The sequence below is a fragment of the Enterobacter sp. Taxon_2 genome (assembly GCF_058355295.1).
In genome coordinates, this window is record NZ_CM178024.1 from 2599795 (window position 1) to 2625455 (window position 25661).

Genomic DNA, 25661 nt, shown 5'->3' on the forward strand with positions numbered 1-25661 from the left:
GAAACTCATAAATAGAACCGCGATGCTAAAAGATAATTTCAACGATCTGCTCTCCTTTATGGTGGTGGCCCGCGAGCGTAGCTTTACGCGCGCAGCGGCGCAGCTGGGCGTCTCGCAATCGGCACTGAGCCATGCGATGCGCAAGCTTGAGGCGCGATTAGACGTTCGCCTGTTAACCCGCACAACCCGCAGCGTGGTTCCGACACCCGCGGGTGAGCAGCTTTTTTCGCGCCTCAGCCCGCATCTGCTGGAGATCGAACAGGAACTCACGGCGCTTCGCAGCACCCGCGACAAACCCGCAGGCGCTATCCGCATCGTCGCCGGCGAGCACGCGATGGATGCCGTGCTCTGGCCGGTCCTGAAGGCTTTTATGCTGCAATATCCTGACATTAACGTCGAAGTGATGGTCGACAATGGCCTGACAGATATCGTAGATGGCCGCTTCGACGCAGGGGTTCGCCTGGGTGAACAGGTGGCAAAAGACATGATTGCGGTGCGGATTGCGCCGGACATGCGCATGGCGGTCGTCGGCTCCCCGGATTACCTGGCTCGTTTTGGCGTGCCGCTCGTGCCGGAGCAGCTGGGTGAACACCGTTGTATCAATCTCCGCCTGCCCACCCGAGGGGGATTGTATAACTGGGAATTTGAGCGCGACGGGCGCGAGCTTCGCGTGCGGGTTGACGGACAGCTTACGCTGAATAACCTGTCGCAGCGCATCGACGCCGCGGAGAATGGTCTCGGATTAGCCTACGTGCCCGAGTCCTCGGTTCTGGACGCTCTGAATCAGGGACGGCTGGTCAGGGTCCTTGAATCGTGGTGCCCCACGTTTGAAGGATACCACCTCTATTATCCGAGCCGCCGGCAGCACACAACCGCGTTCAGGTTACTTCTCGATGCCCTGCAGCAGCAAAAATTTATACCATCTGGTAATAATTAAGATAATCTGATGATTAAATAATCAACCTCGCCATTGTTTTGACTAAAAACTCATCACGATTCAGCGTGTTGTGATCCCCGTCTGCTCTGACCACACGATTTCCTTCGACGTGCATCACTTTCGGCACGGTTATATTTTGCGTCGCTTATGAATTGCAGGTAGGATGCCTCGCCATGTTTCGCCTTATCCATACGCAGAATGACTGGGAAGGCGACATGTGTTTGCGCAGAAGCAATCGTTTGTATTGCGTTCTGCCAGGCAGGACTATCACGATAATGGTTCAGACAGGCAAACAGGTAACTCAATGAAAACAAGCAATAAAAGCGCAGCCGATCATCATGCTGCTAAACGTCGCTGGTTGAACTCTCACGAAGAGGGCTACCACAAAGCGATGGGCAACCGTCAGGTTCAAATGATCGCCATCGGCGGCGCTATCGGAACGGGTCTGTTTTTAGGTGCTGGTGCACGCCTGCAGATGGCTGGCCCGGCTCTCGCCCTGGTTTATCTGGTGTGCGGGATCTTCTCTTTCTTTATTCTTCGTGCACTGGGCGAACTGGTACTGCATCGCCCTTCCAGCGGAAGCTTCGTCTCTTACGCCCGTGAATTCCTCGGTGAAAAAGCGGCTTACGTTGCGGGCTGGATGTACTTCGTCAACTGGGCGATGACAGGTATTGTCGATATCACCGCCGTTGCGCTGTATATGCACTACTGGGGCGCGTTTGGTGATGTGCCACAGTGGGTGTTTGCGCTAGGCGCGCTGGCGATTGTCGGCACCATGAACATGATCGGCGTGAAGTGGTTCGCGGAAATGGAGTTCTGGTTTGCGCTGGTAAAAGTGCTGGCCATCGTGGTGTTCCTGGTCGTGGGTACCGTCTTCCTCGGCAGCGGTAAGCCGCTGGATGGCAATGCCACTGGCTTCCACCTGATAACCGATAACGGCGGATTCTTCCCGCACGGTCTGCTGCCTGCGCTGGTACTGGTTCAGGGCGTCGTGTTCGCCTTCGCCTCTATCGAACTGGTGGGCACCGCGGCAGGTGAATGTAAAGATCCGCAGACGATGGTGCCAAAAGCCATCAACAGCGTGATCTGGCGTATCGGTCTGTTCTACGTCGGTTCCGTGGTGCTGCTGGTTCTGCTGCTGCCATGGACTGCCTATCAGGCGGGCCAGAGTCCGTTCGTGACCTTCTTCTCTAAGCTGGGCGTGCCTTACGTGGGCAGCATCATGAACATCGTGGTCCTGACGGCGGCGCTCTCCAGCCTGAACTCCGGCCTTTACTCTACCGGTCGTATCCTGCGCTCCATGTCGATGGGCGGTTCCGCGCCGAAGTTCATGTCGAAGATGAGCAAGCAGCAGGTTCCCTATGCAGGGATTCTGGCCACGCTGGTGGTTTACGTCTTTGGCGTGTTCCTGAACTATCTGGTGCCGTCCCGCGTATTTGAGATCGTTCTGAACGTGGCTGCACTGGGGATTATCGCTTCCTGGGGCTTTATCGTGGTCTGCCAGATGCGTCTGCGCAAGGCGATTAAAGAAGGCAAAGCGGCTGATGTGAGCTTCAAGATGCCGGGCGCACCGGTGACCTCCTGGCTTACCCTGCTCTTCCTGTTCAGCGTGCTGGTGCTGATGGCGTTCGACTATCCGAACGGTACCTACACCATCGCGACGATTCCGCTGCTGGCGGTACTGCTGATTGCCGGCTGGTTCGGCGTGCGTAAGCGCGTTCACGAGATCCACAGCACCGCGCCGGTTCATCACGACGATGAAAAACACGACGCACCGCTGGTGGAAGAAACCTCGCGTTAATAAAAAAGCCGGGTGGCGGCTTCGCCTTACCCGGCCTACATTTCATTGTTTTGTAGGCCCGGTAAGCGCAGCGCCTCCGGGCAATTCCCATCTTACAGCGCAATACGAATCACGTCGTCAGGCTGAGTAGCTTCCTGCTGGCGAGTCGACTTCTGTTTCACCGTCACATACAGCGTTTTACCATCGGCAGAAAGCGCCAGGCTGTTCGGGTAGACCGGCGTGTCGAACGTTTTAGTCACCTTATACGTTTTCGCATCAATCACGCTCACCTTGCCGGCTTCACGGTGGGTCACGTAGGCTTCGTTGCGGGCCGGGTTAAACAGGACCGCCAGGGATTCCGGCGCGGCGATTTTCTCGAGCACGCTGCCGTCTTTCAGGCTCACTACCAGCACTTCCGGCTGTTTTGAATCAGTCAGGAACGCACGCTGACCGGCCGCGTCGAGGCTCAGGTTCAGATAGAAGTGCTCTTTCCCGTCGTCCTGCACTTTTTTACGGCTGATAATTTTGTTGCTGGCCGTATCAATCGTCACCAGTTCACCGTCTGCATTCGTGGTATAAAGACGTTTCGCCTGCGCATCCAGCGCCAGACCGGTGCTGTAGGTGCCAGTATTGGCAATGGTCTCTTTCAGCTTCAGCGTTGCGCCATCCACGACCCAAATCACGCTCTCTTTGCCGACACCGGTGATGTAAATCGTGTTGCTCACGTCATCCGCCACCAGCTGGCGCGGCTGCAGCGGTTTGACGGTTTCGCTGCGTTGACGCCCGTCCAGCACCAGACGCCCTTTTACGTCGCCCGTTTTTGCATCAATCGCGGTTACCGCGCCGTTGATGGTGTTGCCAAACCACAGGGTTTGCGTCGCGCTGTCGAGAGTGGCACCAAAGGGTTTCAGATCGCTGTGAATCGCCTGCGTCACGTCCAGCGTGACCGGATCAAGACGGTAAACAACCCCGCCCTTATCGGTTTTGCGGCTTTGCGAGGTCGCCACCCACAGCGCATTCTCCTGCTGGCTCACGGCCATTTCATACGCCCCTTTGCCCACCGCTTTACGCAGCACCTCTTCGGCGGCATGCGCCTGGAACGTCCCGGCAAGCAGTAAAGTGGCAGACAACAGTGACAGGCTCAGACGCGGCGAGCACAGATGACGTAAAGACATAACAATTCCTTTTCTGAAAAGAGGGGTTTGGGCTGACATCACTTCCGGCAGGCAACGTCATGGCATCGCCTTTTGATAATGAGAATAGTAATCATTAATCAACTGAATGTGGAGTTTTTCTTTCCCATACCACCTTTCATTAACGCAATGTGCGGTTATAGTTTTCAAAACATTTACAAAACCTTTAACATGTATGGACATGTTCCATTTGGTTCGTTTACACACCACAACCGGTTTTATTCATGAAAATCATTTCTGCCCGTAAGGCCTCTCTCCCGCTGCTGCTGGTTCCCGTTACTTTCGCGCCGCTCACCGCTATGAGCGCAGAAGAACAGACCATGATCGTCAGCGCCACGCCGCAAACCGTATCGGAGCTGGATACCCCGGCCGCGGTCAGCGTCGTCAATGGCGATGACATGCGCCACGCCGCGCCTCGCATCAACCTGTCTGAATCACTTGGCAGCGTCCCGGGACTGCAAATTCAGAACCGCCAGAACTATGCTCAGGATCTCCAGCTTTCGATGCGTGGGTTTGGCGCCCGCTCAACGTTTGGCGTGCGCGGTATCCGTATGTACGTCGACGGTATCCCTGCCACCATGCCGGACGGACAGGGCCAGACCTCCAACATCGATCTCTCCAGCGTGGAGAGCGTTGAAGTGCTGCGCGGCCCCTTCTCTGCCCTGTACGGCAACGCCTCTGGCGGCGTGATTAACATCAACACCCAGACCGGGCAGCAGCCGCCAACCATTGAAGCCAGCAGCTACTACGGCAGTTACGGTACCTGGCGCTACGGCATGAAGGCCACCGGTGCGATGGGCGACGGCACCCACGCAGGCGATGTGGACTACACCGTTTCTACCACCCGTTTCACCACCCAGGGCTATCGCGACCACAGCGGCGCGCGGAAGAATCTGGCCAACGCCAAGCTGGGCGTGCGTATTGATGACGTCAGCAAGCTGACGCTAATCTTCAACAGCGTAGACATGAAGGCCAACGATCCGGGCGGACTGAGCTATCAGGAGTGGCAGAATAATCCGCGTCAGTCTCCGCGTGGCGATCAGTACAACACCCGTAAGACCATCAAACAGACCCAGGCCGGCCTGCGCTACGATCGCCAGCTCAGCGCTCAGGACGACCTCAGCGTGATGATGTACGCCGGTGAGCGTGAAATGACGCAGTACCAGTCGATTCCCTATCAGCCGCAGCTGAAACCTTCCCACTCCGGTGGGGTGATTGATATGCAGCGCCACTATCAGGGCGTGGATACCCGCTGGACGCACCGTGGCGAGCTGCTGGTGCCGGTGACGTTTACCACCGGCCTGAACTACGAAAACCTGAGTGAAGATCGTCGCGGCTACGAGAACTTTGTGATGAGCAACGGCGTGCCGGACTACGGCGTCAAAGGCGATAAACGTCGTGACGAACGTAACCTGATGTGGAACGTCGATCCTTATCTGCAGAGCAGCTGGCAGCTGACGCAGAAACTCTCTGTCGATGCGGGTGTCCGCTACAGTTCGGTCTGGTTTGATTCCAACGACCATTACGTTACGCCGGGCAACGGCGACGACAGCGGTGACGCGAGCTATCACAAGTGGCTCCCGGCGGGCGCCGTTAAGTATGCGGTGACTGACGGGTGGAACCTCTACGCTGCCGCAGGGCGTGGGTTTGAAACGCCAACCATCAACGAACTCTCCTATCGTGCGGATAATCAGGGTGGTCTGAATATTGGCCTGAAGCCATCCACGAACAACACCTATGAAGTGGGCAGCAAAACCCGCATCGGCAACGGCCTGCTGACGGCGGCGTTGTTCCGCACCGATACGGATGATGAGATCGTGGTGGACTCCAGTTCCGGCGGCCGCACAACCTATAAAAATGCCGGGAAAACACGCCGTCAGGGTGTGGAAGTTTCCCTGGATCAGCAGTTCGCTGAGAACTGGAAGCTGAAGATGGCGTGGACGTACCTGGATGCCACCTACCGGACTAACGTCTGCAGCGACGCAGACTGTAACGGTAACCGTATGCCGGGGATTGCGCGCAACATGGGCTTCGCCTCGTTTGGCTGGCAGCCGGAGGAAGGCTGGTACGCGGGCACGGACGTGCGTTACATGAGCGACATCATGGCCGACGACGAAAACACCGCGAAAGCGCCGTCGTACACGGTAGTCGGGTTGAATACCGGGTATAAGTTTAACTACGGCAACTGGGGAATGGACGTCTTTGGCCGTGTCGATAACCTGTTCGATAAAGAGTACGCGGGCTCGGTTATTGTCAACGAATCCAACGGCCGTTATTACGAACCTGCGCCAGGCCGTAACTATGGCGTTGGGCTGTCGGTCTCTTATCGCTTCGAGTAAGGAAAAGAAAAGTTTATTTTATATATGAAATAACCCTCCTGATGGCAATAAGCCATCAGGAGTTATTCACCAAATAAATAATTAGGCGCAGTATATAGTCGCTCTGTTAAATAATCTCTCAGTTAAAATATTGTCGCTGTAAAAGAAAATCCGCTTCATCAATCAACTTATCAATTGCCTTCTGGCTGGCCTCCACATCTCTCCGCTCAAGGGCTGAAAGAAGCTCATCATAGTGATACGTTGACGTTTTAATGTCGTTAAGTTCCTGATGCAGGTAGTTCATGCAGGGTCCGATGCGCACCCATAACTGTTCAATTAAGGCATTAAGCGTAGGCATTTCCGCATATTGATAAAGCGTAAACCGGAAGATGCGATTTGCATGCAATGCCTGCTGAACGTTTCCATTGCGCATAGCCTCATGGAAGGCCTCTGACATTTTGCGCAACGCCTCCAGCTTGCCGTCTGACATATTCTGGCATGCAGCAGCAACCGCCATCGGCTCAAGCTGTTTTCTGATGGCGTTAATCTCGTTATAACGCTCCAGCGTCACCTCAGGGACCAGAAATGCCTGCGCTGGCGTGGCGTGAAGCGCGCCCGAGGAGACCAGGCGTAGCAGCGCTTCGCGGACCGGCGTAATACTGGTGCCTAATTTATCAGCAATCTCTTTCGTAATCAGTCGTGCTCCTGGTTTGAGGGAGCCTGTAATTAACGCCCCTTTCAAACTGTGTTCAACCTGCATGGTAAGGCTAACCCTTTGGGCTTTTTCTAAGTGATCCAAATCAAGCATGTGGAATTCCTGTAGCTAAAACTTAATGCTATTTTTAAACGCCAGTTTTAATAAAACGGCGCCGGTACGATATATCCTGTATCGTCATGCCTGGTGGTGGGAAGTACGTAAAACAGCCAAAAAAAGCAAACATCATTTTTTTATCGTTTTCGGGCTCATCCGGGATGATGGCGCGAAAAACCCTGTCCAGTAATTAAAGACAATATATCGTATCTTCACAAATAAATATGGCGGGAAACCCCGCCATTGTGCTCTTTATTTATTGTCACTCGCGACGCGAATCACGACTTTGCCGAAGTTTCGTCCTTCCAGCAGGCCAATCAGCGCCTCGGGGGCGTTTTCCAGCCCGTCCGTTACCTGTTCGCGATAGTGGATTTTCCCCTCCTGCACCCAGCGCCCCATCGCCTCCTGGAACTCATGAATGCGGTGCCCGTAGTCCTGGCCGATGATAAAACCCTGCATACGAATGCGTTTTTTCAGGATGGTCGCCATCAGGAGCGGGAGGCGATCTGGCCCTTCGGGCAAGCCTGTCGCATTGTAGCCGCTCACCAGGCCACACACAGGCACGCGCGCAGAGGTATTCAGTAACGGCAGAACGGCGTCAAACACTTTCCCGCCGACGTTTTCATAATAGACATCAATACCTTTCGGACAGGCATGTTTCAGCTGGTCGGCAAAATCCGCCGCATGGTGATCCAGACACAGGTCAAAGCCGAGAACCTCAACGGCATGGCGGCATTTCTCTTCACCACCGGCCACGCCGACCACCCGGCAACCTTTGATTTTGCCGATCTGCCCTACTGTCGCGCCAACCGGGCCGGTCGCCGCAGCCACCACCAGCGTTTCACCCGCTTTCGGTTGCCCGATATCCAGCAGCCCCATATAGGCGGTAAAGCCCGGCATACCCAGTACGCCCAACGCCCAGGAAGGATGAGACGGATTTTCGCCCAGCTTCACCAGGCCGCTGCCGTCCGAGAGTTCATACTCCTGCCAGCCGCTGTAGCCCAGCACCCATTCGCCAGCTTTGAAGTCGGGATGGTTTGACTGCTCAACGCGGCTGACCGTTCCCCCCACCATCACAGCACCGATCTCAACCGGCGGTGAATAGGATGGCGCGTCGCTCATGCGACCCCGCATATAAGGGTCCAGCGACAGCCAGACGGTACGCAGCAAAAGCTGCCCCGCACCCGGTGCCGGAACAGGCTGCGTTTCCAGACGAAAATTGTCCGCGACCGGCGCACCCTGTGGACGAGAGGCCAGTACCCAGCGGCGATTTTGCGAAACAGGTTGGTTCATCAGGATCTCCTTCTGGTACAAATGTCATTACAGCCTGGCTCACGATCGGCGTTATCGCATTAGCATTACGAGCCAGACTGGTTGAGTCGTACAACCAGATAGATGCAGGTTTCATTCGTCTCGTTGATGAACCGGCAGTCATTCGGCGGCCCCAGCTCGAGACAGTCTCCGGCGTGCATCTCGTGGCGCGTATCGCCCTCCTGGAACACCAGCTCACCGGACTGGAGCCAGATAAGCTGACGTGCCAGCGCGTAAGAGGATGCAGGCATAGGAACATCGCTGCCCGCAGGCAGTTCAACCTGAACCAGGTCGATGGGTAGATCGGTACGGGGAGAAACATGACGGCGGAGGTAGTGCGTCTGCGGATCGCGCCAGACGGGCTGGTTTGCCAGGCGCAGCAGCTTGCCTTCCTGCATTTCGGCCCGGGCAATCAGCGTTGACATGCTGATGCCAAACGCGCCAGACAGGCGGGCAAGCAAGGTGGCCGTCGGGCTACTGTCTCCGCGTTCTATCTTGTGGATCATCGCGCGTGAGACCCCTGCCCGGTCAGCAAGCTCGCTCAGGGACCATCCGCGAGACTCGCGTTCAAGGCGAATTCTTGCGCTAATCCGTTGATTCATCGTGTCTGTTATGGTGTTCATGACGTCATACTATAGTGTATGAACGGCATTTCAATGGGCTTTTGATAACAAAAAAATATGGCTTATGCCGTAGCGATCGGGGGATACAGTTGTGTAATATCGTGGCGATAACGTAATACTATAGTAAACAACACACAGAGGCTTCATCATGATCGTTCGTCATGCCTGCAAAGAAGACTGCGCTGCGATAGGCGAGATTTACAACCACGCGGTGCTGCATACTGCCGCGATCTGGAACGATAAAACCGTCGATACCGATAACCGAATCGCGTGGTTTGAGGCGCGCACGCTGGCGGGTTATCCGGTTCTGGTGAGCGAAGAAGACGGTGTCATCACCGGTTACGCCTCTTTCGGCGACTGGCGCGCCTTCGACGGTTTTCGTCATACGGTTGAGCATTCGGTCTACGTTCATCCGGCCCATCAGGGTAAAGGGATTGGCCGCACGCTGATGAAGGCGCTGATTAACGAGGCCCGCGCCATCGGTAAACACGTGATGGTGGCCGGCATTGAAGCGCAAAACCATGCCTCGATTCATCTCCATGAGACGCTCGGCTTTGTGACGACCGGACAAATGCCGCAGGTGGGAACCAAGTTTGGCCGCTGGCTGGACTTAACCTTTATGCAGCTGCAGCTGGACGAGCGCAGCGATCCGGACGCTATCCCATGAATCAGTCACTGACGCTGGCATTTCTGGTGGCGGCGGGGATCGGTCTGGTGGTACAAAACACCCTGATGGTGCGTATCACCCAGTCCTCCTCCACCATTCTCATCGCGATGCTGCTGAATTCGCTGGTCGGCATTGTGCTGTTTGTCAGCATTCTGCTGCTGAAACAGGGCGTCGCGGGATTCAGCGAGCTGGCCGCAACGGTGCGCTGGTGGACGCTTATCCCGGGGCTGCTGGGGTCGTTTTTCGTGTTTGCCAGCATTAGCGGCTATCAGAACGTTGGCGCGGCGACGACCATCGCCGTGCTGGTCGCAAGCCAGCTGATTGGCGGGCTGGTGCTGGACGTGCTGAGGAGCCATGGTATTCCGCTTCGCGCCCTGATTGGCCCGGTGTGCGGCGCGGTGATGCTGGTCGTGGGGGCCTGGCTGGTGGCGCGACGCCAGTTTTGATCGTTACAGTATGGTGCCGCCTTTCGTCAGCTGTTCCTCACGCGCGTCCATCTCTTCTTTATGCTGCTTACCGTGATGCGAAATCGCGGTGCGCAGACGCTGCTGCTGGGTGTAGCGATCTTCACGGCTGAGCTCAGCATCATCGCTTAATTCAATCAGCAGCTCGTTCATGTGGGTAATCACGCTCTCTTCGATGGCGGCATCGACGCGGGCGATAACTTCGTTTAAATGTGACATTGTCACTCCTTGTGAATTGCCGGGTGGCGGCTACGCCTTACCCGGCCTACAGGGGGAACCGTAGGCCCGGTAAGCGCAGCGCCACCGGGCACACGATCAGTTCAGCTTCGCTTTCGAGAAATCGCTGCCCATCAGGCTTACGCTGTACCCGGTCACATTGCTGCGGGTCGCGTAGAACGTTTTCCCGTTGGCCAGTGCGATCCACGGTGCCTGCTGGTAGAAGATCTCCTGCGCCTGGCTATAGAGCTTCGCGCGCTCAGCCGGGCTGCTGGTCAGCTTCGCTTTTTGCACCAGGGCATCATACCCCTTATCGCACCAGCGCGCGGCGTTTGAGCCGGTTTTAATGCTGTTGCAGCCGAGCAGCACGTCGGCAAAGTTGTCCGGGTCGCCGTTGTCGGACATCCAGCCAAACAGCGCGGAGTCATGTTCGCCTTTACGCATTCCGGAGAGATATTCGCCCCACTCGTAGGAGACAATTTTGGCCTTCACGCCAACTTTGGCCCAGTCGCTCTGGATCATCTCCGCAATACGACGCGAGTTCGGGTTATACGGACGCTGAACCGGCATTGACCACAGCGTGACTTCCGCGCCCTTCTCCAGACCCGCCTGCTTCAGCAGGGCTTTCGCTTTTTCAGGATCGTAGCTGTAGTCCTTCAGGTCTTTATTGAAGCCCAGCATATTTGGCGGGATCGGCGATTTTGCCACCGTGCCCGATCCCATAAAGACCGCATTAACGATGGCCTTCTTGTCGGTCGCGTAGTTAAGCGCCTGACGCACCAGCACGTTATCAAACGGTTTTTTCTCGGTGTTAAACGCCAGATAACCGACGTTCAGCGCATCGACCGAGTGCAGCGTCAGGTCTTTGTTGTTCTTGATGGCGTCAAACTGAACCGGGGACGGCGCAGGAATAATCTGGCACTCGTTGGTCTGCAGCTTCGCCAGGCGGGTTTCCACGTTTGGCGTAATGGAGAAGATGAGATGCTTCGTCGGCACTTCACCTTCCCAGTAGTTCGGGTTCGCAACGTAGCGGATCAGCGAATCCACTTTGTACTGCTGCAGCACGTAAGGCCCGGTACCAATCGGCCAGGTGTCTACGTTTTCAGGTGTGCCTTTTTTCAGCATCGCGTCGGCGTATTCAGCGGAGAGAATCGAGGCGAAATCCATCCCCCAGTCGGCCAGGAACGCGGCGTTGGGCTCGCTCAGGGTGAACTGAACGTGGTAATCATCGACCTTTTTAACGTCCTGGATCAGCTTATCGAGACCCACATCGTTAAAGTATTCGTAGTTGCCCTGCGACACGTTGTGGTACGGGTGTTTAGGGTCTTTCTGACGCATGACCGAGAAAATAACGTCATCGGCATTAAAGTCGCGCGTCGGTTTGAAGAACTTGTTGCTGTTGAACTTCACCCCTTTACGCAGGGTAAAGGTATAGGTCTTGCCGTCCGGTGAAATCGTCCAGGACTCCGCCAGCGACGGCACCGGAGTGTTTTTCACCGGGTCAAAATTGATCAGACGGTTATACAGCACCTGGGAGCTGGCCACAAAAGATGGGCCAGAGCTGGCGATTTGCGGGTTGAAGGACTCGGGAGACGCTTCAGAACAGTAAATAAGCGTGTCGTTGTTTGCCGCCCATGCGGCACCGGCTGGTAACAGCGCGCTCAGCGCAAGGGCGAGCAGTGTTTTCCCTGTAGACATGGTTATAACCCTGACAGTTTTATTATATAGGACAGTAATAACAGCACAGGCGTTTTGACCTGGCAAATAACGAAACACTATCAGGTTATTCTAAAGCCGCGTTTTTTGCTGTTTTAACCGCCAGCGTCCAAAAAGGTGATTTGCCTTAAGGGCCATTATTCGTCAAGCACAACCGTCACTTTCTATGCCGCAAGAAATCGGCGCTTTTAGCGTCTCTTCCTCCGTTTGTTTGCTTCCTCGTTTCGTTAAAGTAACGGTGTGAAGAAGTATATGGGATCAAATCGTGGCAAAAACTCTTTTACGCAGCGGTAATCTGGATGACTTTCAGGCCGTTGGCGGCGGCGGACAAGCCGTTTTCGAATCAGCGTTACAAATCCGGGAAGCGCTCCGGTTGCGCAAACAACAGGCCATCGTCAACTGTCTGGCAATTCCTCAGGTCAACGACAGCGGTGACCGCGTGGACTGGTATTCCCCGGTTGAAGGGAGCGTAACCAGCTGGAAAGCGGCAGATGAAGATGACCGCTATCGCGCCCTGCGCTATCTGGAAAACACGCTCGCCAGCGTCGAGTCGTTAAGCAAGAAATGCCTGCAGTCGCCCAAAACCGCGCAGCAGCTTTTTGGTTCTCTGCTGTCGAAGGCGTTTCAGTTCCCGGGTGAAAACTTCCTCTTCCTGGTAGACGGGAAGCCGGTCATCAGCTTCTGGGGGTTTGTAAACCTGAACGAGAATGCGCGCGACGACGTCCTCGACTGCCTGCGTGAATCGCTGGTCCCTGAGCCTGCTCTCGTTGTCATTGAAGATCCTGAACCGGAACCTGAGCCAGAACCGCTGGTGACCTTTGAACAGGCTGACGAGCCGCTGATCGCCCCTTCCACGGTGGTGCGCATTACGCCGGAAGATCTGTATGAGCCAGAACCGGCCCCGGTTGTGGCGCAAGCCGTTCAGGAAACTCCCCCGGCGATTGTCGCGAAAAAGCGCCGCGTCCCACTGTGGACGCTGCCGGTTGCCGCCGTGATCGTCGCCGCCATTGCCGCCCCACTGCTGTGGCCAAAACAGTCGCCTTCCGCTGAGCCCGCTCCGGCGCCTGCACCAGAGCCCGTCGAGATTGCGCCAAAACCGATCAAAGCGGTTGAGCCACTGGAGATGAAATTACCGCTGCATCAGGCAGAGGTCGTGGCCAGCAAAGAAAAAGAAGCAGTTCCGGCGCCTGCACAAACAGCCGCTCCGGTGGTGATTGTCGCCATCCCGAAAGATGCCATGGTGATGGAAGCGAATCAGGTAAAAGCGGGATCGACGCGTTTCCTGAACGGCACCTGGCGTGCGGTTCTCGACGTGAAAGATCCGGTCACCGGCAAGCCGCCATCAATGCGCTATCAAATCCAGAACAATAAAGGCTTCGCCCGGGTTGTTCATGGCGATAACGTGGTCTGCCGTGCGGAGGTCTTCTCCGGGCTGCACAGCAATGGCGAGCTGATGATTAAAAGTCGCGGTACCGCCCGCTGCACCGACGGTTCCCGCTACCCGATGCCGGAGGTTGCCTGTAAAGCCGGCACCAGCGATATCGCGGAATGTCGCGCCCGTTATGATGCCAACACCGTCGTCCCACTGACGTTCAAGAAAGCAGGTGCCTGATCCTATGCTGGTTAATCTTTGCGACTATAAACAAAGCGTCACGCTTATTGCCAACAGCGGCGTGCAGTTCCTTGATTTCGGTCTGACACCGCAGGACACCGCCAGCAACGGGCGCTTCGTACGTAAAACCGCGAACGGCCCGCTGTTGCGCCTCGATTTCGACCTGGTCAACGGTCGCTATACCCTGCCGGGAACGAACGGCGGGCAGCCTGAAGTGGTCAAACCGGAAACCACCATCCCGCTGCATCAGTCTCTGACGGTGCTGGACGGCGTCTGGCTTCCGGTTCCGTTCCTGCGCTTTAACCCACCGCGAACCTTTGTTGAGGGGCCGGATAACTGGGCACGCGTTCAGGTGCGCAGGCTTGATACGCCCGATACGGCAGGCAATACGCACCGCGTCACGCTCGCCCTTGACAGCCAGATTGCTGAACATGCCACGTCCGCCCTGTCCCCGGTTGAAAACGATATTCTGAACGGGACCCGTTTCGCGCTGGCCTGGCGCGATAACGAGGTAGAAAGTTTCCTCGATCAGACCTGGATTGACGGCTGGCTGCGCGAGGCCTTTACCCAGTATGCCGACGGCGTTGAGAACCGCTCTGAACGCGACCTGCAGCAGGCGATGCGCAGTTTTGAGTATCAGGCCCACTGGCTCAATGTGCTGACCATGCTCGGTGAACAGCTCACCGTGCCGGAAGTGAAATTTGTTACCCATACGCTCAGCACGCCAGCCATTCCGGTTGACCTGATCCTCGACGTGGGTAATACCCACACCTGCGGCGTCATTATTGAAGACCACGGCGATGCGAACGATGGGCTGCGCCAGACCGCCGAGCTGCAGGTTCGCTCGCTCAGCGAGCCGCAGTTCCTGAACGAACCGCTGTTCACCAGCCGTCTCGAGTTTTCGGAAGCGCGTTTTGGCAAGCAGCACTTCTCGGTTGAAAGCGGTCGCGAAGATGCCTTTGTCTGGCCGTCGATTGTGCGCGTCGGTGATGAAGCCCGCAAGCTGGCGATGCAGCGTCTGGGAACCGAAGGCAACAGCGGTATCTCCAGCCCGCGTCGCTACCTGTGGGATGAAACGCCGGTCGTGCAGGACTGGCGCTTTAGCCAGATGAACAGCAAGACCCAGCGTGAACCGCTTGCCACCGCATTCCCGCTGATGAACCTGATGAACGATGACGGCGAGCCGCTCTTCACGCTGCCGCAGGACGAGCGCTTGCCGGTCTTCTCGCCGCAGTACAGCCGCAGCACCCTGATGACGCACATGCTGTGCGAGCTGCTGGCGCAGGCGCTGGGACAGATCAACAGCGTCGCCACGCGCTTGCGTCTGGGCTTCCCGGCATCGCCGCGCCAGTTGCGCACCCTGATCCTGACTCTGCCCTCGGCCATGCCAAAGCAGGAGCGCGAGATTTTCCGTCGCCGCATGTTTGAAGCCATCGCCATTGTCTGGAAAGCGATGGGCTGGCACCCGCAGGATGAGGATTTTGTCACCCGCAAACAGCAGGAAAAAAGCGTGGTGCCGGTACCTGAAATCCAGATGGAGTGGGATGAAGCCAGCTGCGGTCAGCTGGTCTGGCTGTATAACGAAGCCATCTCCCGCTTTGGCGGTCAGACCGAAGCCTTCTTCGCCTCCCTGGCCCGCCCGGACCGTGAGCCTGAGCCGGGTAGCCAGCCGGGACGCGCGCTGCGCGTCGCGTCCATCGACATCGGCGGTGGCACAACGGATATGGCGATCACCCATTATCAGCTGGATGACGGTTCCGGCAATAACGTCAAAATCACCCCGCAGCTGCTGTTCCGTGAAGGGTTTAAGGTCGCGGGTGACGATACGCTTCTGGACGTGATTCAGCGCTACGTGTTGCCCGCTCTGCAAACGCAGCTGCAGAAATCCGGTATCGCGGATGCCTCGCTGCTGATGGCCTCGCTGTTCGGTGACTCCGGGCGCATTGATACCCAGGCCGTGCTGCGCCAGCAAACGGCGCTGCAGCTCTTTATGCCAATTGGCCATGCCATTCTTGCCGGATGGGAATCCAGCGACGTTGACGATCCGCTGGCCGGTCTGCATGCCACCTTTGGCGATCTCCTGCCGCAAAAGCCGACCCGCAACGTGATGAATTACCTCCAGCAGGCGATCGATCATGCCCTGCCTGCGGGTTCAGACGCTTTCGATCTGTTCGCGGTGCCGCTGCATGTGAACTTCCGCGAAATGCAGGATGCGATGCTGGCCGGGCAGTTTACGCTGGCCTCCCCGCTCCACGCGGTGTGTGAGGCGATTTCCCATTACAGCTGCGATATTCTGCTGATCACCGGACGCCCCGGCTGCCTGCCTGGGGTTCAGGCGCTCATTCGCCACCTGCAGCCGGTGCCGGTCAACCGCATCGTCTGGCTGGATAAATACCAGGTGCACGAGTGGTATCCGTTCAGCCAGCAGGGGCGCATTGGCAACCCGAAATCCACCGCCGCGGTGGGTGCCATGCTCTGCAGCCTGGCGCTCGATCTGCGTCTGCCGCGCTTCAACTTTAAAGCCGCGGACATTGGCGCGTATTCCACCGTGCGCTATCTCGGCGTGCTGGATAACACCGTCAATACCCTGCGCGAGGAAAACGTCTGGTATCAGGATATCGATCTCGATAAGCCCGGCGCTAAGCTTGACGCGCGTCTGCACTTCCCGCTGCGCGGTAACGTCACCCTCGGCTTCCGCCAACTGGCGAATGCGCGCTGGCCTGCCACGCCGCTCTACACGCTCAGCATTAACTCGGCTGAACTGGCCAAAGCCATTGCCGGTGACGGCGTGCTGAACGTGCGGCTGAAACTCTGCGGCGGCAGCAAGCAGGAAGGCCCGGAGGCCTTCGAGCTGAGCGATGCCTGGCTGCAGGACGGCACGCCGGTTGCGCCTGACGCACTAACCTTCAAACTGAATACTTTGGCCGACCGCCGACACAGCGGCAGCCACTACTGGATCGACAGCGGGAGCGTATACCTCAAATGACAGCGACCACGACCACCACTCAGGCCTTAATCGGGTGGATTAATGAGACGCGCCTGAACGCCCCAGTGCTGGATAACGATGCTGACGCCCTGCTTGCTCGCATCAACGCGGTGCAGGCGCGGGAGCAGGCCATTGAACGCGCCATGACTCGCCAGAGCAGCATTGGGCTTTACGGTCATTCACAGAGCGCGAAAGCGCACCTGCTGCTGTCTCTGTGCGGCAGCGGCAATGTACGCCTTAACGTAACGCCAGGCCAGCGCACCTTTGACTATTTTTCGCATATCAATCCGGGACATGCCCTGACCAACATGGCCGTCCGCTTCACCCGGGAAACCCCGGAGGTGGCTGATGAGGCGTTCCCGCTGCGTCTGCGTCTGGTCACCGAGGCCGAGCTGGTACAGCTGTTTATTGCCCGCACGACCCTGCACCCGCAGATGCGCGCAGTGGATAAGGCGGTCATTGAGACACGTCTGGAGAAATGGCGCGGGCTGCGCCAGCCGCAGGGCGTGCCTGGTATTACCGCTCAGGAAGTGGGAGCGATTGCCCGCTTCTGGCAAAGCACCGTACCCGCCGCGAAACAGCAAGTTGATGATGCCCTCTGGTATGAGTTTGCCCAGCTGGTACCATCGCTCGATCTCAGCACGCGGGCCAGCGTCTGGTCCCTGCTGTGGGGCGAGCAGCAGGAGTTGACCCAGCAGTGGTTAAAACTGGCCCACGTGCTGCACCAGACCAGCCATGTCAGCGAACTTGCTGCCCCGCTTAGCCTGCTGGTGGACAGCTTTGGGCTGCCGGGTGAAGGGTTCCTGACGCACGACGGCACGTTAGATCTTCAGGAGGCGCAGGAGACGCTGCTTCATCCGCTGAATGGGGGTGAAATGCTTAACGCCATCAGTATCCCCGTCGATGTGCTGGCCTTCCTGACCCGCGAGCTGGTGTTGCCGGTTGAGAACGGCGCGCTGGATAACGTCGATATTATTGATATTCCGGTTTTTGAAGATAACCGTGCCGACCCGCTACGCCAGGCGAAATCCCAGTGGCTGCTCGAGCATTACCGTCAACAGCTTCAGCCTGATGTACTGGTGATTTGTAACGCGACGGCGCAGCACGAACAGACGGCCAAAAAAGCAAAAGTGTTAATGAACTGGGTGAAGGAGACGCAGCCTGCTGAAGAGTCAGCCCTTCCAGGTCTGGTGTGGGCGATCACCCCGCATGACGCCCGCTTTACTACCCGGCAGAACCTCGACGAAGCCGTACAGCATCTGCTCGGAAAGCCGGGCTTACGCTGGGGCACGCTGCAGGCCCTGGACAGCCACAGCATGCAGCGCGTCATCGAGTGGTTGTCTCAGGCCACGCTGCCCGCGCAGCGACAGAAGCGCCTCAGCACGCTGAAAGGCCTGCTGCGACAGGAGCTCTCATCGCTGATGCAAAGCTATCTGACGCCGCTGGTTGAGGAGCCGGGGACAAGACGTGCTCAGGCCGAAAACATGGTGCGCACGCTGCAAAGCAGCGCCGCCCGCCACGGCGAACTGCTTGAAGGCCTGCTGCCGCCGCTGAAGGCCTTTGAAACGCTGCTCGCCGTTCAGCAGCCTCGCGAGGAGCAGGTGAACGGGCTGTTTACGGACACCATTGACCTGTTTGCCGAGAATGCACAGGAAAGCAACGGCCTGTTCCAGACAAAAGACAAAGCACGGCTGGCGCACAGAGTCTGGATAAATCATCTGCGCCAGTGGAGCCGCAATGAGGCCGCGGCCGTCCGCCTTGGGCTGGAACCTGCGGTGTTACAGCAAATCGCGGATGTGCTGGTGACCACCAGCTACCGGCTTGATCTGCCTCAACAGCTTCAGCGTATCGTCGAAGCGGATAAAAGTAGCGCTGCGCAACTGCATGCCGTGATGGGTAATTTCATTGGCTGGCTGGGTTACGACCAGACGCCCGTGGCGGTACGTCCGGCAAGCCGCATCCGCAAGGGCCAGGCCATCTTCGTCACGCCAGTGGTCAGTAGCGCCGAGCCTCGTCTGACGCGCCTGGGAGAACAGCCTGTGCATGCGGCCACCGCGTACGTTTACGACTGGCTGGTCGCCCTCTATAGCCGCGCGATAGAGAACATTGATTACCAGCATCCGCATGATGTTCAGCCTGACGCACGTCAGGCACTTCAGGCTTTAATAAAGTAGCCGCCCTTCTTGCCGGGTGGCGCTGCGCTTACCCGGCCTACATTTTGCAACGATAATAAATTGCACAACGATCACACCGTCATACACTCAGCTAACGTCTGTGCCAGCGCAGACGGGTTTTCCCACGACATTGAATGCCCCGCCGCAGGGATAATTTTTACCTCAACACCCTTCTGCTCTAGATTTTCCACATCGTCATCCGGCAGAGATAGCTCGCCGAAAATCAGCGTCACCGGGCAAGTAAGTGACAGAAACTGCGCTTCCCATTCCGGTTCAACGCCCGCCACCAGGCTGGATGCACCGCGCCAGACGGCATAAGCGGCATTGCTCTGCAGGCACCCTGCCCACGCTGTTTTTTCTGCGCTGAGCATGGCGTCATAACCTTGCTCCAGAAACTGTTGCTCGGTTTGCGCTGCTATAGACCGGCTGAACATGCCCCCACCCGCGTGAAAATTGGGCTCTGACACCATCAGTCCCTTAACGCGCGTTGCCAGCAGCCCCGCCGTTTCGATAGCAATACTGCCGCCCATGCTGTGGCCGTATAACCAGAAGGCATCCAGCTCAAGATGGTCAATCAGTTCCGCGACAACGTGGGCCTGGTCAGTGGTTTTATAGCTGTAGTGCAGAGGCTTATCGCTGTAGCCGCTGCCGGGCAAGTCGATGAGAATCGCTCTGCGCGAGCCAAACAGCGGGTCACAAACGACGCGGGGATATTCATAGGAAGAGGCGCAGCCCAGCCCGTGAATGAACACCACGGGATCGCCGGTACCGGGCAAGTCGTGCCAGCGCACGGTGCAACCGGCCTGCTGCGAGTAAAAACTGTTCATAAGCACTCCTTTTATGATGTACTGTGTATTTATACAGTCATCACATCAGGAATGCTATGTTCATTTTTAAAACTGGAAGCGTGCTTCAGAAAAGCGAGACCAGCAGCGCAACGGGAAAGCTCATTGGCCAGGTTGACCCCACCAGAAAAGCGCTGAGCAGGCGGATACGTTTGCGGTCTTTGGAGAGGAACCAGGTAATTAATGCGCAGACGGAAGCCATGATTGCGTAAAAAACCAACATCTTTTGATACAACGTCATTCTGTTTACCAGAGCCGAAAAAATAACCGCACGCAATATGCGTCATATGTTGACACAGATCAAGTTTTTTCGTTACAGAATAACCACTTAAAAACTATGGCTAATAACAATTGAGTATCTTACGTAACACGGGTGGCGGACAAGGAGAGCGCCTGGCCGCAAATGCGACCAGGCATGACGGGCTCAGTGTTTAATCATAACATGCCGCACGACCGTATAATCCTCAAGCCCGTAGACCGACATATCTTTGCCGTAGCCGGATAATTTCATGCCGCCGTGCGGCATTTCGCTCACCAGCATAAAATGGGTATTCACCCAGGTGCAGCCGTACTGCAGGCGCGCGCTCAGGCGATGAGCGCGGCCCACGTCTTTCGTCCAGACCGATGACGCCAGGCCGTATTGCGAATCGTTCGCCCAGGCTAGCACCTGCGCCTCATCGTCAAACTCGGTGACGCTCACCACCGGGCCAAACACCTCGCGCTGAACGATGGCGTCGTCCTGTTTTGCCCCCGCCAGCAGGGTTGGCTGGAAGTAGTAGCCTGCACCCTCTTTTTTGCTGCCGCCGGTGACAACGCGGATATGGCCGAGCGCTTTCGCATCATCGACAGCCTGACAGACGCGAGAAAGATGGGCGGCCGAGCTGAGCGGTCCCAGTTCGGTAGAGGCATCCTCCGGTGCACCCATTTTAAGGCTGGCGACCGCTGCGCCCAGCTTTTCCACCAGTGCGGCATAAATGCCTTTCTGGGCATAAATACGACAGGCCGCCGTACAGTCCTGTCCGGCATTGTAGAAACCAAACGTCCGCACCCCTTCGACAACCGCATCCAGGTCGGCATCATCAAAGACAATAACCGGCGCTTTACCGCCCAGCTCCATGTGGGTGCGTTTAATGGAGGACGCCGTATGGCCGATGATATGTTCCCCGGTAGCAATCGAACCGGTCAGCGAAACCATGCGGACTTTTTCATGCCCGGTCAGCGGATCGCCGACCGTTTTCCCCCGCCCAAACAGCACGTTCAGAACGCCTGCCGGGAAGATATCTTTTGCCAGTTCTCCCAGCTTCAGCGCGGTCAGCGGGGTGATCTCTGAGGGCTTAATCACCACGCAGTTTCCTGCCGCCAGCGCGGGCGCGAGCTTCCACGCCGCCATCATCAGCGGATAGTTCCATGGTGCAATAGAGGCAACCACGCCCACCGGGTCACGGCGAATCATCGAGGTGTGTCCTTCGAGGTATTCTCCCGCAGCCAGGCCGTTCAGGCAGCGGGCGGCCCCGGCAAAGAAGCGGAAAACGTCCACCACCGCCGGAATTTCATCACCCAGAGCGCAATGCAGCGGCTTGCCGCAGTTGAGGGATTCCAGCTTCGCGAAAGTGTCGGCATGTTCTTCGATGGCGTCGGCCAGTTTCAGTAAGCACTCTGCACGGGCTTTCGGGGTGGTTTGCCCCCACTCGATAAAGGCACGATCGGCAGCCCGAACGGCAGCATCGACCTGCGCGGCAGAGGCTTCAGCGATGTCCAGCAGCACCTCTCCGGTGGCGGGATTGTAAACCGGCTGCTTTTCCCCTTCGCCAGTAATCAGTTCACCATTAATCAGCAGTTGGTTTTGCATAGCGTTGTCCTGTTTAAATCGAAGTTATTTCCCGCCACCAGCGATGTTCTCGCCGTCGCGGGTGAGCCACCAGGCTCCCAGAATGGGGAGAGTTGTCACCAGCATCACCAGCAGAGCAACGACGTTGGTGACCGGCACGTCGCGTGGACGCCCGAGCTGATTGAGCAACCACAGCGGTAACGTGCGCTCGTGTCCCGCGGTAAACGTCGTGACGATGATCTCGTCAAACGACAGGGCGAATGCCAGCATTCCCCCGGCCAGCAGCGCGGAACCCAGATTGGGCAGCACCACATAGCGGAAGGTTTGCCATCCGTCGGCCCCGAGATCCATCGACGCTTCCACCAGGCTCCAGGAGGTGCGTCTGAATCGGGCAATCACGTTGTTAAACACCACTACCACGCAAAAGGTGGCGTGTCCGACCACGATGGTGAAAAACCCCGGCTCAAGGTTGATCGTTTTGAAGGCCGTCAGCAGCGCCAGACCGGTGATGATCCCCGGTAATGCAATCGGCAACAGCAGCAACAGCGAAATCGCATTCTTGCCAAAAAAATCGCTTCGCCACAGCGCCGCTGCAGCAAGCGTGCCAAGCACAAGGGCAATTGCGGTAGATAGCGCCGCAATTTGAAGTGACAACGTCACGGATTCAATAATATCGCCGCGCCCCGCCGCCACGCTAAACCACTTCAGCGTCAGCCCCTGCGGTGGAAAGCTGAAGGCAGCGTCTTCGGTGTTGAAGGCGTAGGTCGCGATAATCAGCAGCGGGAAGTGCAGGAAGATGACGCCTCCCCACGCTGCCACTTTCAGGAACAGCGGTGCGCGTTCAGAGTGCATCGAATGCTCCCAGACGTTTCACGAACGCCAGATAAAGAGAAATCAGCACGATGGGAACCAGCGTAAACGCGGCGGCCATTGGCATATTGCCGATAGCGCCCTGCTGCGAGTAGACCATGTTACCAATGAAATAGCCCGGCGGGCCGACCAGCTGCGGAACGATGAAATCCCCCAGCGTCAGAGAAAAAGTGAAGATTGAGCCCGCCGCAATGCCCGGAATGGCCAGCGGCAGAACGACATAGCGAAAAGTCTGGCGAGGACGCGCGCCGAGGTCGGCTGAGGCCTGCAGCAGCGAGGCCGGCAGGCGTTCCAGCGCCGCCTGAACCGGCAGGATCATAAACGGCAGCCAGATATAGACGAAGACCAGAAACCGTCCCAGCCCGGAGGTGGACAAGGTGTTGCCGCCAATCGCCGGGAGCGTAAGGAGTGAGGTCAGGATCGGCTCCAGCCCCATATGACTAAGAAACCACTGCGCTACCCCGTCCTTCGCCAGCAGCAGCGTCCAGGCATAGGCTTTGACGATGTAGCTCGCCCACATAGGCAGCATCACAGCGATATAGAAGAAGGCCTTCCACTTGCCGCGGGTGTATCGCGCCATGTACCACGCCATAGGGAATGCCAGTATGGCGCTGGCAATGGTCACCGCAATCGCCATCGTTAACGTGCGCAGGATGATGTCGTAGTTTGCCGGGTTAAAGAGCGCCAGAATGTTCGCCAGGGTCAGGTCCGGCGTGACGGCCATGGTGAAATCGTCAAAGGTGTAAAAACCCTGCCACAGCAGCGTCAGAAGCGATCCTAAATAGACGATGCCAAACCACATCAGCGGCGCGAGCAGAAGCAGGAACAGGCCGAGCGACGGCTTGCGCCAGAACAGTGCGGTCATGCGGCTTACGCGACCGCGCGAGGCGGGAGGATGCGCGACACTCATATCCATTTCACCTCTCCTCGCGCAGGCGAATCATCGCCTCGCGTGACCATGACGCCATGACAGCCTGCCCCGGCGCAATGCCGCTCAGCGGAGAGGTTTCACTGAGATTAGCCTGGCTCACCAGCAGCTTGGCACCATCGGCGAGCTTCAGCTCCAGACGCGTGGCCGCCCCCTGATACTGAACGGCCTGCACGACGCCCTGAACCTGAACGTCTCCGCCCTCATTAAGGCGAATATGTTCCGGGCGCAGGGAATAGCTGCCTTCCATGCCGCATATTTTCTGCGCAAGGCCCGCATCGAAGACGTTAGAGGTGCCGACAAAACCGGCAACAAACGGCGTGCGCGGACGCATGTAGAGATCGCGCGGGGTATCCACCTGCTCGATGCGCCCGTTATTGAACACCGCCACCCGATCTGACATGGAAAGGGCCTCGCCCTGATCGTGGGTGACAAAAATAAAGGTGATACCAAGTTCCTGCTGAAGCTTCTTCAGCTCAAACTGCATCTGTTCCCGCAGCTTGAGATCGAGCGCCCCTAAAGGCTCATCCAGTAGCAGGACGCGCGGTTCATTCACCAGCGCGCGGGCAATGGCGACACGCTGACGCTGGCCGCCGGAAAGTTGCGAAGGTTTGCGGGCAACGGCAAAGCTCAGGCCCACTTTTTCCAGGGCCTCACGGGCCTGGGCATGGCGTTTTTTCTTGTCGATGCCTTTGACCATCAGCCCGTAGGCAACGTTGTCGAGGATCGACATATGCGGGAACAGCGCGTAGTCCTGAAACACGGTGTTCACATCCCGCTCCCAGGGAGGCAGTTCGCTCGCCTCTTTGCCGAAGATAGAAATCGTCCCGCCTGACAGCTGTTCAAAACCCGCTATCAGGCGCAGGCAGGTGGTTTTGCCAGAGCCCGAAGGCCCCAGCATGGAGAAAAACTCTCCGTCACGAATCGCAATGGTGACCCCATCCACCGCCCGGACGTCGCCGTACAGGCGGGAAACATTGTTAAACTCGACCGCGTACGTCATGTTCTGCTCCCGGGCAATTAACGACCGCCCATGATGGCGATGTAATCCTGCGTCCAGCGGCTGTAAGGCACAAATTTGCCGCCTTCTGCGATGGGGGTTTTCCAGAACATGATTTTGTCGAACTCGTTATAACCGTTTGTTTCGCAGCCTTTATCGCCCAGCAGCGTGCTGGCTTTACACCCTTCCGGAACCACGGGCAGGGAACCAAACCATGCTGCCAGATCGCCCTGCACTTTCGGCGTCAGCGACCAGTTCATCCATTTGTAGGCGCACATCGGGTGTTTAGCCTGCGCGTGGAGCATGGTGGTGTCCGCCCAGCCGGTTACCCCCTCTTTCGGGAAGACGGTGGCAATGGGCTGGTTCTCGGCCTTCAGAGCATTCGCCTGATACGGCCAGGCGCTGGAGGCCACGACGCCTTCGTTTTTGAAGTCGCTCATCTGGACGGTGGTGTCGTGCCAGTAGCGGTGGATCAGGGCATGCTGGTCGCGAAGCACCTTAAGCACGGCGGCATACTGTGCTTCGGTGAGCTGGTACGGGTCTTTGATACCCAGCTGCGGCTGCGTGGCTTTGACGAACAGCGCCGCATCGGCGATATAAATCGGGCCGTCATACGCCTGTACGCGTCCCTGATTGGTTTTACCGTCCGGCAGATCCTGTTTAGTAAAGACCACGCTCCAGCTGTCCGGCGGCGTCGGGAAGGTTTTGGTGTTGTACATCAGCAGGTTTGGCCCCCACTGGTACGGCGTGCCGTAGACCTTGCCCCCGACGTTAAACCATTCCCCTTTCACAATCCGTTCGTCGAGGGTTTTCCAGTTGGGGATGAGGTCGGGGTTAATCGGCTGGACGCGTTTGCCCATGATCAGTCGCAGGGAGGCGTCACCCGAGGCGGTGACCAGATCGTATCCCCCTTTCGCCATCAGGCTGACCATTTCATCCGATGTGGCTGCCGTTTTGACGTTGACCGCACACCCGGTCTCTTTTTCAAACTGGGTGACCCAGTCGTAGTTTTTATCCGTCTGTCCCCGCTCGATGTATCCCGGCCAGGCGATAATATCCAGTCGACCTTCCCCGTCGCCAATGGCCTTGGGGGGTTCTGCGGCTTGCGCTGTCATGATAGTCATGCCGAGCGCACACAGGCTGCTGCGGGCAAAATTTTTGCTCATAAGAGTTACTCCTGTCGCAATGAAATTTAGCGGCAGCCGTGCCGTAAAAATATCTCCCTTATTAAACGTAGACCGCGCAAATGCGCCGCACCGTACGGCTTCAGGAAATTTCATCAAGGTGTGACCGAGGGCGCATTCCCCGTTAACTGGATTATAGACAAGGAGTTAGGCGCGAGAGACGGTATGCAGATTTCCTATGACAGGTCACCGCGAAAT

The 25661-nt window shown here is 57.3% G+C and carries 21 protein-coding genes; 8 read left to right on the plus strand and 13 right to left on the minus strand.

The window, feature by feature from the left end; genetic code table 11:
• The first annotated feature begins 22 nt into the window (after positions 1-22).
• Both AC4IC4_RS12315 and ansP read left to right on the plus strand, forming a co-directional pair.
• On the plus strand, positions 23-937 hold the full coding sequence (locus AC4IC4_RS12315; RefSeq protein ID WP_157189251.1) for a LysR family transcriptional regulator: 915 nt from the start codon (positions 23-25) through the stop codon (positions 935-937).
• A gap of 304 nt (positions 938-1241) precedes the next feature.
• A complete protein-coding gene (ansP, locus tag AC4IC4_RS12320; protein ID WP_024909651.1) occupies positions 1242-2738 on the plus strand; it encodes an L-asparagine permease in 1497 nt (498 codons plus the stop codon).
• Positions 2739-2830: 92 nt separating this feature from the next.
• Here the strand turns inward: ansP and yncE are convergent, their stop codons facing one another.
• Positions 2831-3892: a 7-bladed beta-propeller protein YncE gene (gene yncE, locus AC4IC4_RS12325; RefSeq protein ID WP_491471224.1), complete on the minus strand. Its 1062-nt coding sequence runs from the start codon at positions 3890-3892 to the stop codon at positions 2831-2833.
• A gap of 242 nt (positions 3893-4134) precedes the next feature.
• Here yncE and pqqU point away from each other — a divergent pair, with 242 nt between their 5' ends.
• Positions 4135-6249 carry a TonB-dependent receptor PqqU gene (gene pqqU, locus AC4IC4_RS12330; protein WP_491471225.1) on the plus strand — a complete coding sequence of 705 codons (2115 nt, stop codon included), beginning with the start codon at positions 4135-4137 and terminating at the stop codon, positions 6247-6249.
• Between the two features lie 118 nt (positions 6250-6367).
• Here pqqU and AC4IC4_RS12335 read toward each other — a convergent pair whose 3' ends face one another.
• The 3 genes from AC4IC4_RS12335 to AC4IC4_RS12345 form a co-directional block, all read right to left on the minus strand.
• Positions 6368-7036 carry a GntR family transcriptional regulator gene (locus AC4IC4_RS12335; protein ID WP_032647467.1) on the minus strand — a complete coding sequence of 223 codons (669 nt, stop codon included), beginning with the start codon at positions 7034-7036 and terminating at the stop codon, positions 6368-6370.
• A gap of 255 nt (positions 7037-7291) precedes the next feature.
• Positions 7292-8332, minus strand: a complete 1041-nt coding sequence (curA, locus tag AC4IC4_RS12340) for an NADPH-dependent curcumin/dihydrocurcumin reductase (RefSeq protein WP_491471226.1) — start codon at positions 8330-8332, stop codon at positions 7292-7294.
• Positions 8333-8397: 65 nt separating this feature from the next.
• Positions 8398-8973 (minus strand): helix-turn-helix domain-containing protein, encoded by a 576-nt coding sequence (locus AC4IC4_RS12345; RefSeq protein ID WP_008501301.1) that lies wholly within the window; start codon positions 8971-8973, stop codon positions 8398-8400.
• Positions 8974-9121: 148 nt separating this feature from the next.
• Between AC4IC4_RS12345 and AC4IC4_RS12350 the strand changes: the two genes are divergently transcribed.
• Together AC4IC4_RS12350 and AC4IC4_RS12355 are read left to right on the plus strand one after the other, a co-directional pair.
• Complete coding sequence (locus AC4IC4_RS12350) at positions 9122-9640, plus strand: GNAT family N-acetyltransferase (protein WP_032647470.1); 519 nt, start codon at positions 9122-9124, stop codon at positions 9638-9640.
• Entirely contained in the window at positions 9637-10086 is a 450-nt protein-coding gene (locus AC4IC4_RS12355; RefSeq protein WP_008501299.1) for a DMT family transporter, read from the plus strand. Before AC4IC4_RS12350 ends, AC4IC4_RS12355 begins: the two co-directional genes overlap by 4 nt.
• Positions 10087-10089: 3 nt before the next feature.
• On the opposite strand, the gene AC4IC4_RS12360 is transcribed toward AC4IC4_RS12355, so the two are convergent.
• Complete coding sequence (locus tag AC4IC4_RS12360; protein WP_008501298.1) at positions 10090-10323, minus strand: YdcY family protein; 234 nt, start codon at positions 10321-10323, stop codon at positions 10090-10092.
• Between the two features lie 96 nt (positions 10324-10419).
• Complete coding sequence (locus AC4IC4_RS12365; protein ID WP_157189256.1) at positions 10420-12018, minus strand: ABC transporter substrate-binding protein; 1599 nt, start codon at positions 12016-12018, stop codon at positions 10420-10422.
• A gap of 283 nt (positions 12019-12301) precedes the next feature.
• Between AC4IC4_RS12365 and AC4IC4_RS12370 the strand changes: the two genes are divergently transcribed.
• The 3 genes from AC4IC4_RS12370 to AC4IC4_RS12380 are packed head-to-tail and all read left to right on the plus strand — an operon-like array spanning position 12302 to position 18808.
• A complete protein-coding gene (locus AC4IC4_RS12370; RefSeq protein ID WP_491471227.1) occupies positions 12302-13648 on the plus strand; it encodes an SrfA family protein in 1347 nt (448 codons plus the stop codon).
• Positions 13649-13652: 4 nt separating this feature from the next.
• Positions 13653-16634: a virulence factor SrfB gene (locus AC4IC4_RS12375; RefSeq protein ID WP_491471228.1), complete on the plus strand. Its 2982-nt coding sequence runs from the start codon at positions 13653-13655 to the stop codon at positions 16632-16634.
• Entirely contained in the window at positions 16631-18808 is a 2178-nt protein-coding gene (locus AC4IC4_RS12380; RefSeq protein ID WP_491471229.1) for a virulence factor SrfC family protein, read from the plus strand. The genes AC4IC4_RS12375 and AC4IC4_RS12380 overlap by 4 nt, the downstream gene beginning before the upstream one ends.
• Before the next feature lie 71 nt (positions 18809-18879).
• On the opposite strand, the gene AC4IC4_RS12385 is transcribed toward AC4IC4_RS12380, so the two are convergent.
• From AC4IC4_RS12385 to ydcS, 7 genes are all read right to left on the minus strand, one after another.
• Positions 18880-19635 (minus strand): alpha/beta fold hydrolase, encoded by a 756-nt coding sequence (locus AC4IC4_RS12385; protein WP_491471230.1) that lies wholly within the window; start codon positions 19633-19635, stop codon positions 18880-18882.
• A gap of 85 nt (positions 19636-19720) precedes the next feature.
• On the minus strand, positions 19721-19894 hold the full coding sequence (locus AC4IC4_RS12390) for a GhoT/OrtT family toxin (RefSeq protein ID WP_048991982.1): 174 nt from the start codon (positions 19892-19894) through the stop codon (positions 19721-19723).
• Between the two features lie 183 nt (positions 19895-20077).
• On the minus strand, positions 20078-21502 hold the full coding sequence (gene patD / locus AC4IC4_RS12395; protein WP_032647482.1) for an aminobutyraldehyde dehydrogenase: 1425 nt from the start codon (positions 21500-21502) through the stop codon (positions 20078-20080).
• A gap of 24 nt (positions 21503-21526) precedes the next feature.
• Positions 21527-22333 carry an ABC transporter permease gene (locus tag AC4IC4_RS12400; RefSeq protein WP_491471231.1) on the minus strand — a complete coding sequence of 269 codons (807 nt, stop codon included), beginning with the start codon at positions 22331-22333 and terminating at the stop codon, positions 21527-21529.
• Complete coding sequence (locus AC4IC4_RS12405; RefSeq protein WP_491471232.1) at positions 22323-23267, minus strand: ABC transporter permease; 945 nt, start codon at positions 23265-23267, stop codon at positions 22323-22325. Before AC4IC4_RS12405 ends, AC4IC4_RS12400 begins: the two co-directional genes overlap by 11 nt.
• Position 23268: 1 nt before the next feature.
• Positions 23269-24282 carry an ABC transporter ATP-binding protein gene (locus AC4IC4_RS12410; protein WP_491471233.1) on the minus strand — a complete coding sequence of 338 codons (1014 nt, stop codon included), beginning with the start codon at positions 24280-24282 and terminating at the stop codon, positions 23269-23271.
• A gap of 17 nt (positions 24283-24299) precedes the next feature.
• The gene (gene ydcS, locus AC4IC4_RS12415; protein WP_024907240.1) at positions 24300-25445 is read right to left on the minus strand and encodes a putative ABC transporter substrate-binding protein YdcS; all 1146 of its coding nucleotides are present in this window, start codon (positions 25443-25445) and stop codon (positions 24300-24302) included.
• Positions 25446-25661 lie beyond the last annotated feature (216 nt).

What these genes read in the sequence shown, in the direction of transcription:
- AC4IC4_RS12345 (WP_008501301.1), bottom strand. Translation starts at nt 8,973, where the DNA reads ATGAACACCATAACAGACACGATGAATCAACGGATTAGCGCAAGAATT.
- ydcS (WP_024907240.1), bottom strand. Translation starts at nt 25,445, where the DNA reads ATGAGCAAAAATTTTGCCCGCAGCAGCCTGTGTGCGCTCGGCATGACT.
- yncE (WP_491471224.1), bottom strand. Translation starts at nt 3,892, where the DNA reads ATGTCTTTACGTCATCTGTGCTCGCCGCGTCTGAGCCTGTCACTGTTG.
- AC4IC4_RS12405 (WP_491471232.1), bottom strand. Translation starts at nt 23,267, where the DNA reads ATGGATATGAGTGTCGCGCATCCTCCCGCCTCGCGCGGTCGCGTAAGC.
- AC4IC4_RS12360 (WP_008501298.1), bottom strand. Translation starts at nt 10,323, where the DNA reads ATGTCACATTTAAACGAAGTTATCGCCCGCGTCGATGCCGCCATCGAA.
- patD (WP_032647482.1), bottom strand. Translation starts at nt 21,502, where the DNA reads ATGCAAAACCAACTGCTGATTAATGGTGAACTGATTACTGGCGAAGGG.
- AC4IC4_RS12355 (WP_008501299.1), top strand. Translation starts at nt 9,637, where the DNA reads ATGAATCAGTCACTGACGCTGGCATTTCTGGTGGCGGCGGGGATCGGT.
- AC4IC4_RS12390 (WP_048991982.1), bottom strand. Translation starts at nt 19,894, where the DNA reads ATGACGTTGTATCAAAAGATGTTGGTTTTTTACGCAATCATGGCTTCC.
- AC4IC4_RS12350 (WP_032647470.1), top strand. Translation starts at nt 9,122, where the DNA reads ATGATCGTTCGTCATGCCTGCAAAGAAGACTGCGCTGCGATAGGCGAG.
- AC4IC4_RS12375 (WP_491471228.1), top strand. Translation starts at nt 13,653, where the DNA reads ATGCTGGTTAATCTTTGCGACTATAAACAAAGCGTCACGCTTATTGCC.
- pqqU (WP_491471225.1), top strand. Translation starts at nt 4,135, where the DNA reads ATGAAAATCATTTCTGCCCGTAAGGCCTCTCTCCCGCTGCTGCTGGTT.
- ansP (WP_024909651.1), top strand. Translation starts at nt 1,242, where the DNA reads ATGAAAACAAGCAATAAAAGCGCAGCCGATCATCATGCTGCTAAACGT.
- AC4IC4_RS12380 (WP_491471229.1), top strand. Translation starts at nt 16,631, where the DNA reads ATGACAGCGACCACGACCACCACTCAGGCCTTAATCGGGTGGATTAAT.
- AC4IC4_RS12315 (WP_157189251.1), top strand. Translation starts at nt 23, where the DNA reads ATGCTAAAAGATAATTTCAACGATCTGCTCTCCTTTATGGTGGTGGCC.
- AC4IC4_RS12365 (WP_157189256.1), bottom strand. Translation starts at nt 12,018, where the DNA reads ATGTCTACAGGGAAAACACTGCTCGCCCTTGCGCTGAGCGCGCTGTTA.
- AC4IC4_RS12385 (WP_491471230.1), bottom strand. Translation starts at nt 19,635, where the DNA reads ATGAACAGTTTTTACTCGCAGCAGGCCGGTTGCACCGTGCGCTGGCAC.
- AC4IC4_RS12400 (WP_491471231.1), bottom strand. Translation starts at nt 22,333, where the DNA reads ATGCACTCTGAACGCGCACCGCTGTTCCTGAAAGTGGCAGCGTGGGGA.
- AC4IC4_RS12335 (WP_032647467.1), bottom strand. Translation starts at nt 7,036, where the DNA reads ATGCTTGATTTGGATCACTTAGAAAAAGCCCAAAGGGTTAGCCTTACC.
- curA (WP_491471226.1), bottom strand. Translation starts at nt 8,332, where the DNA reads ATGAACCAACCTGTTTCGCAAAATCGCCGCTGGGTACTGGCCTCTCGT.
- AC4IC4_RS12410 (WP_491471233.1), bottom strand. Translation starts at nt 24,282, where the DNA reads ATGACGTACGCGGTCGAGTTTAACAATGTTTCCCGCCTGTACGGCGAC.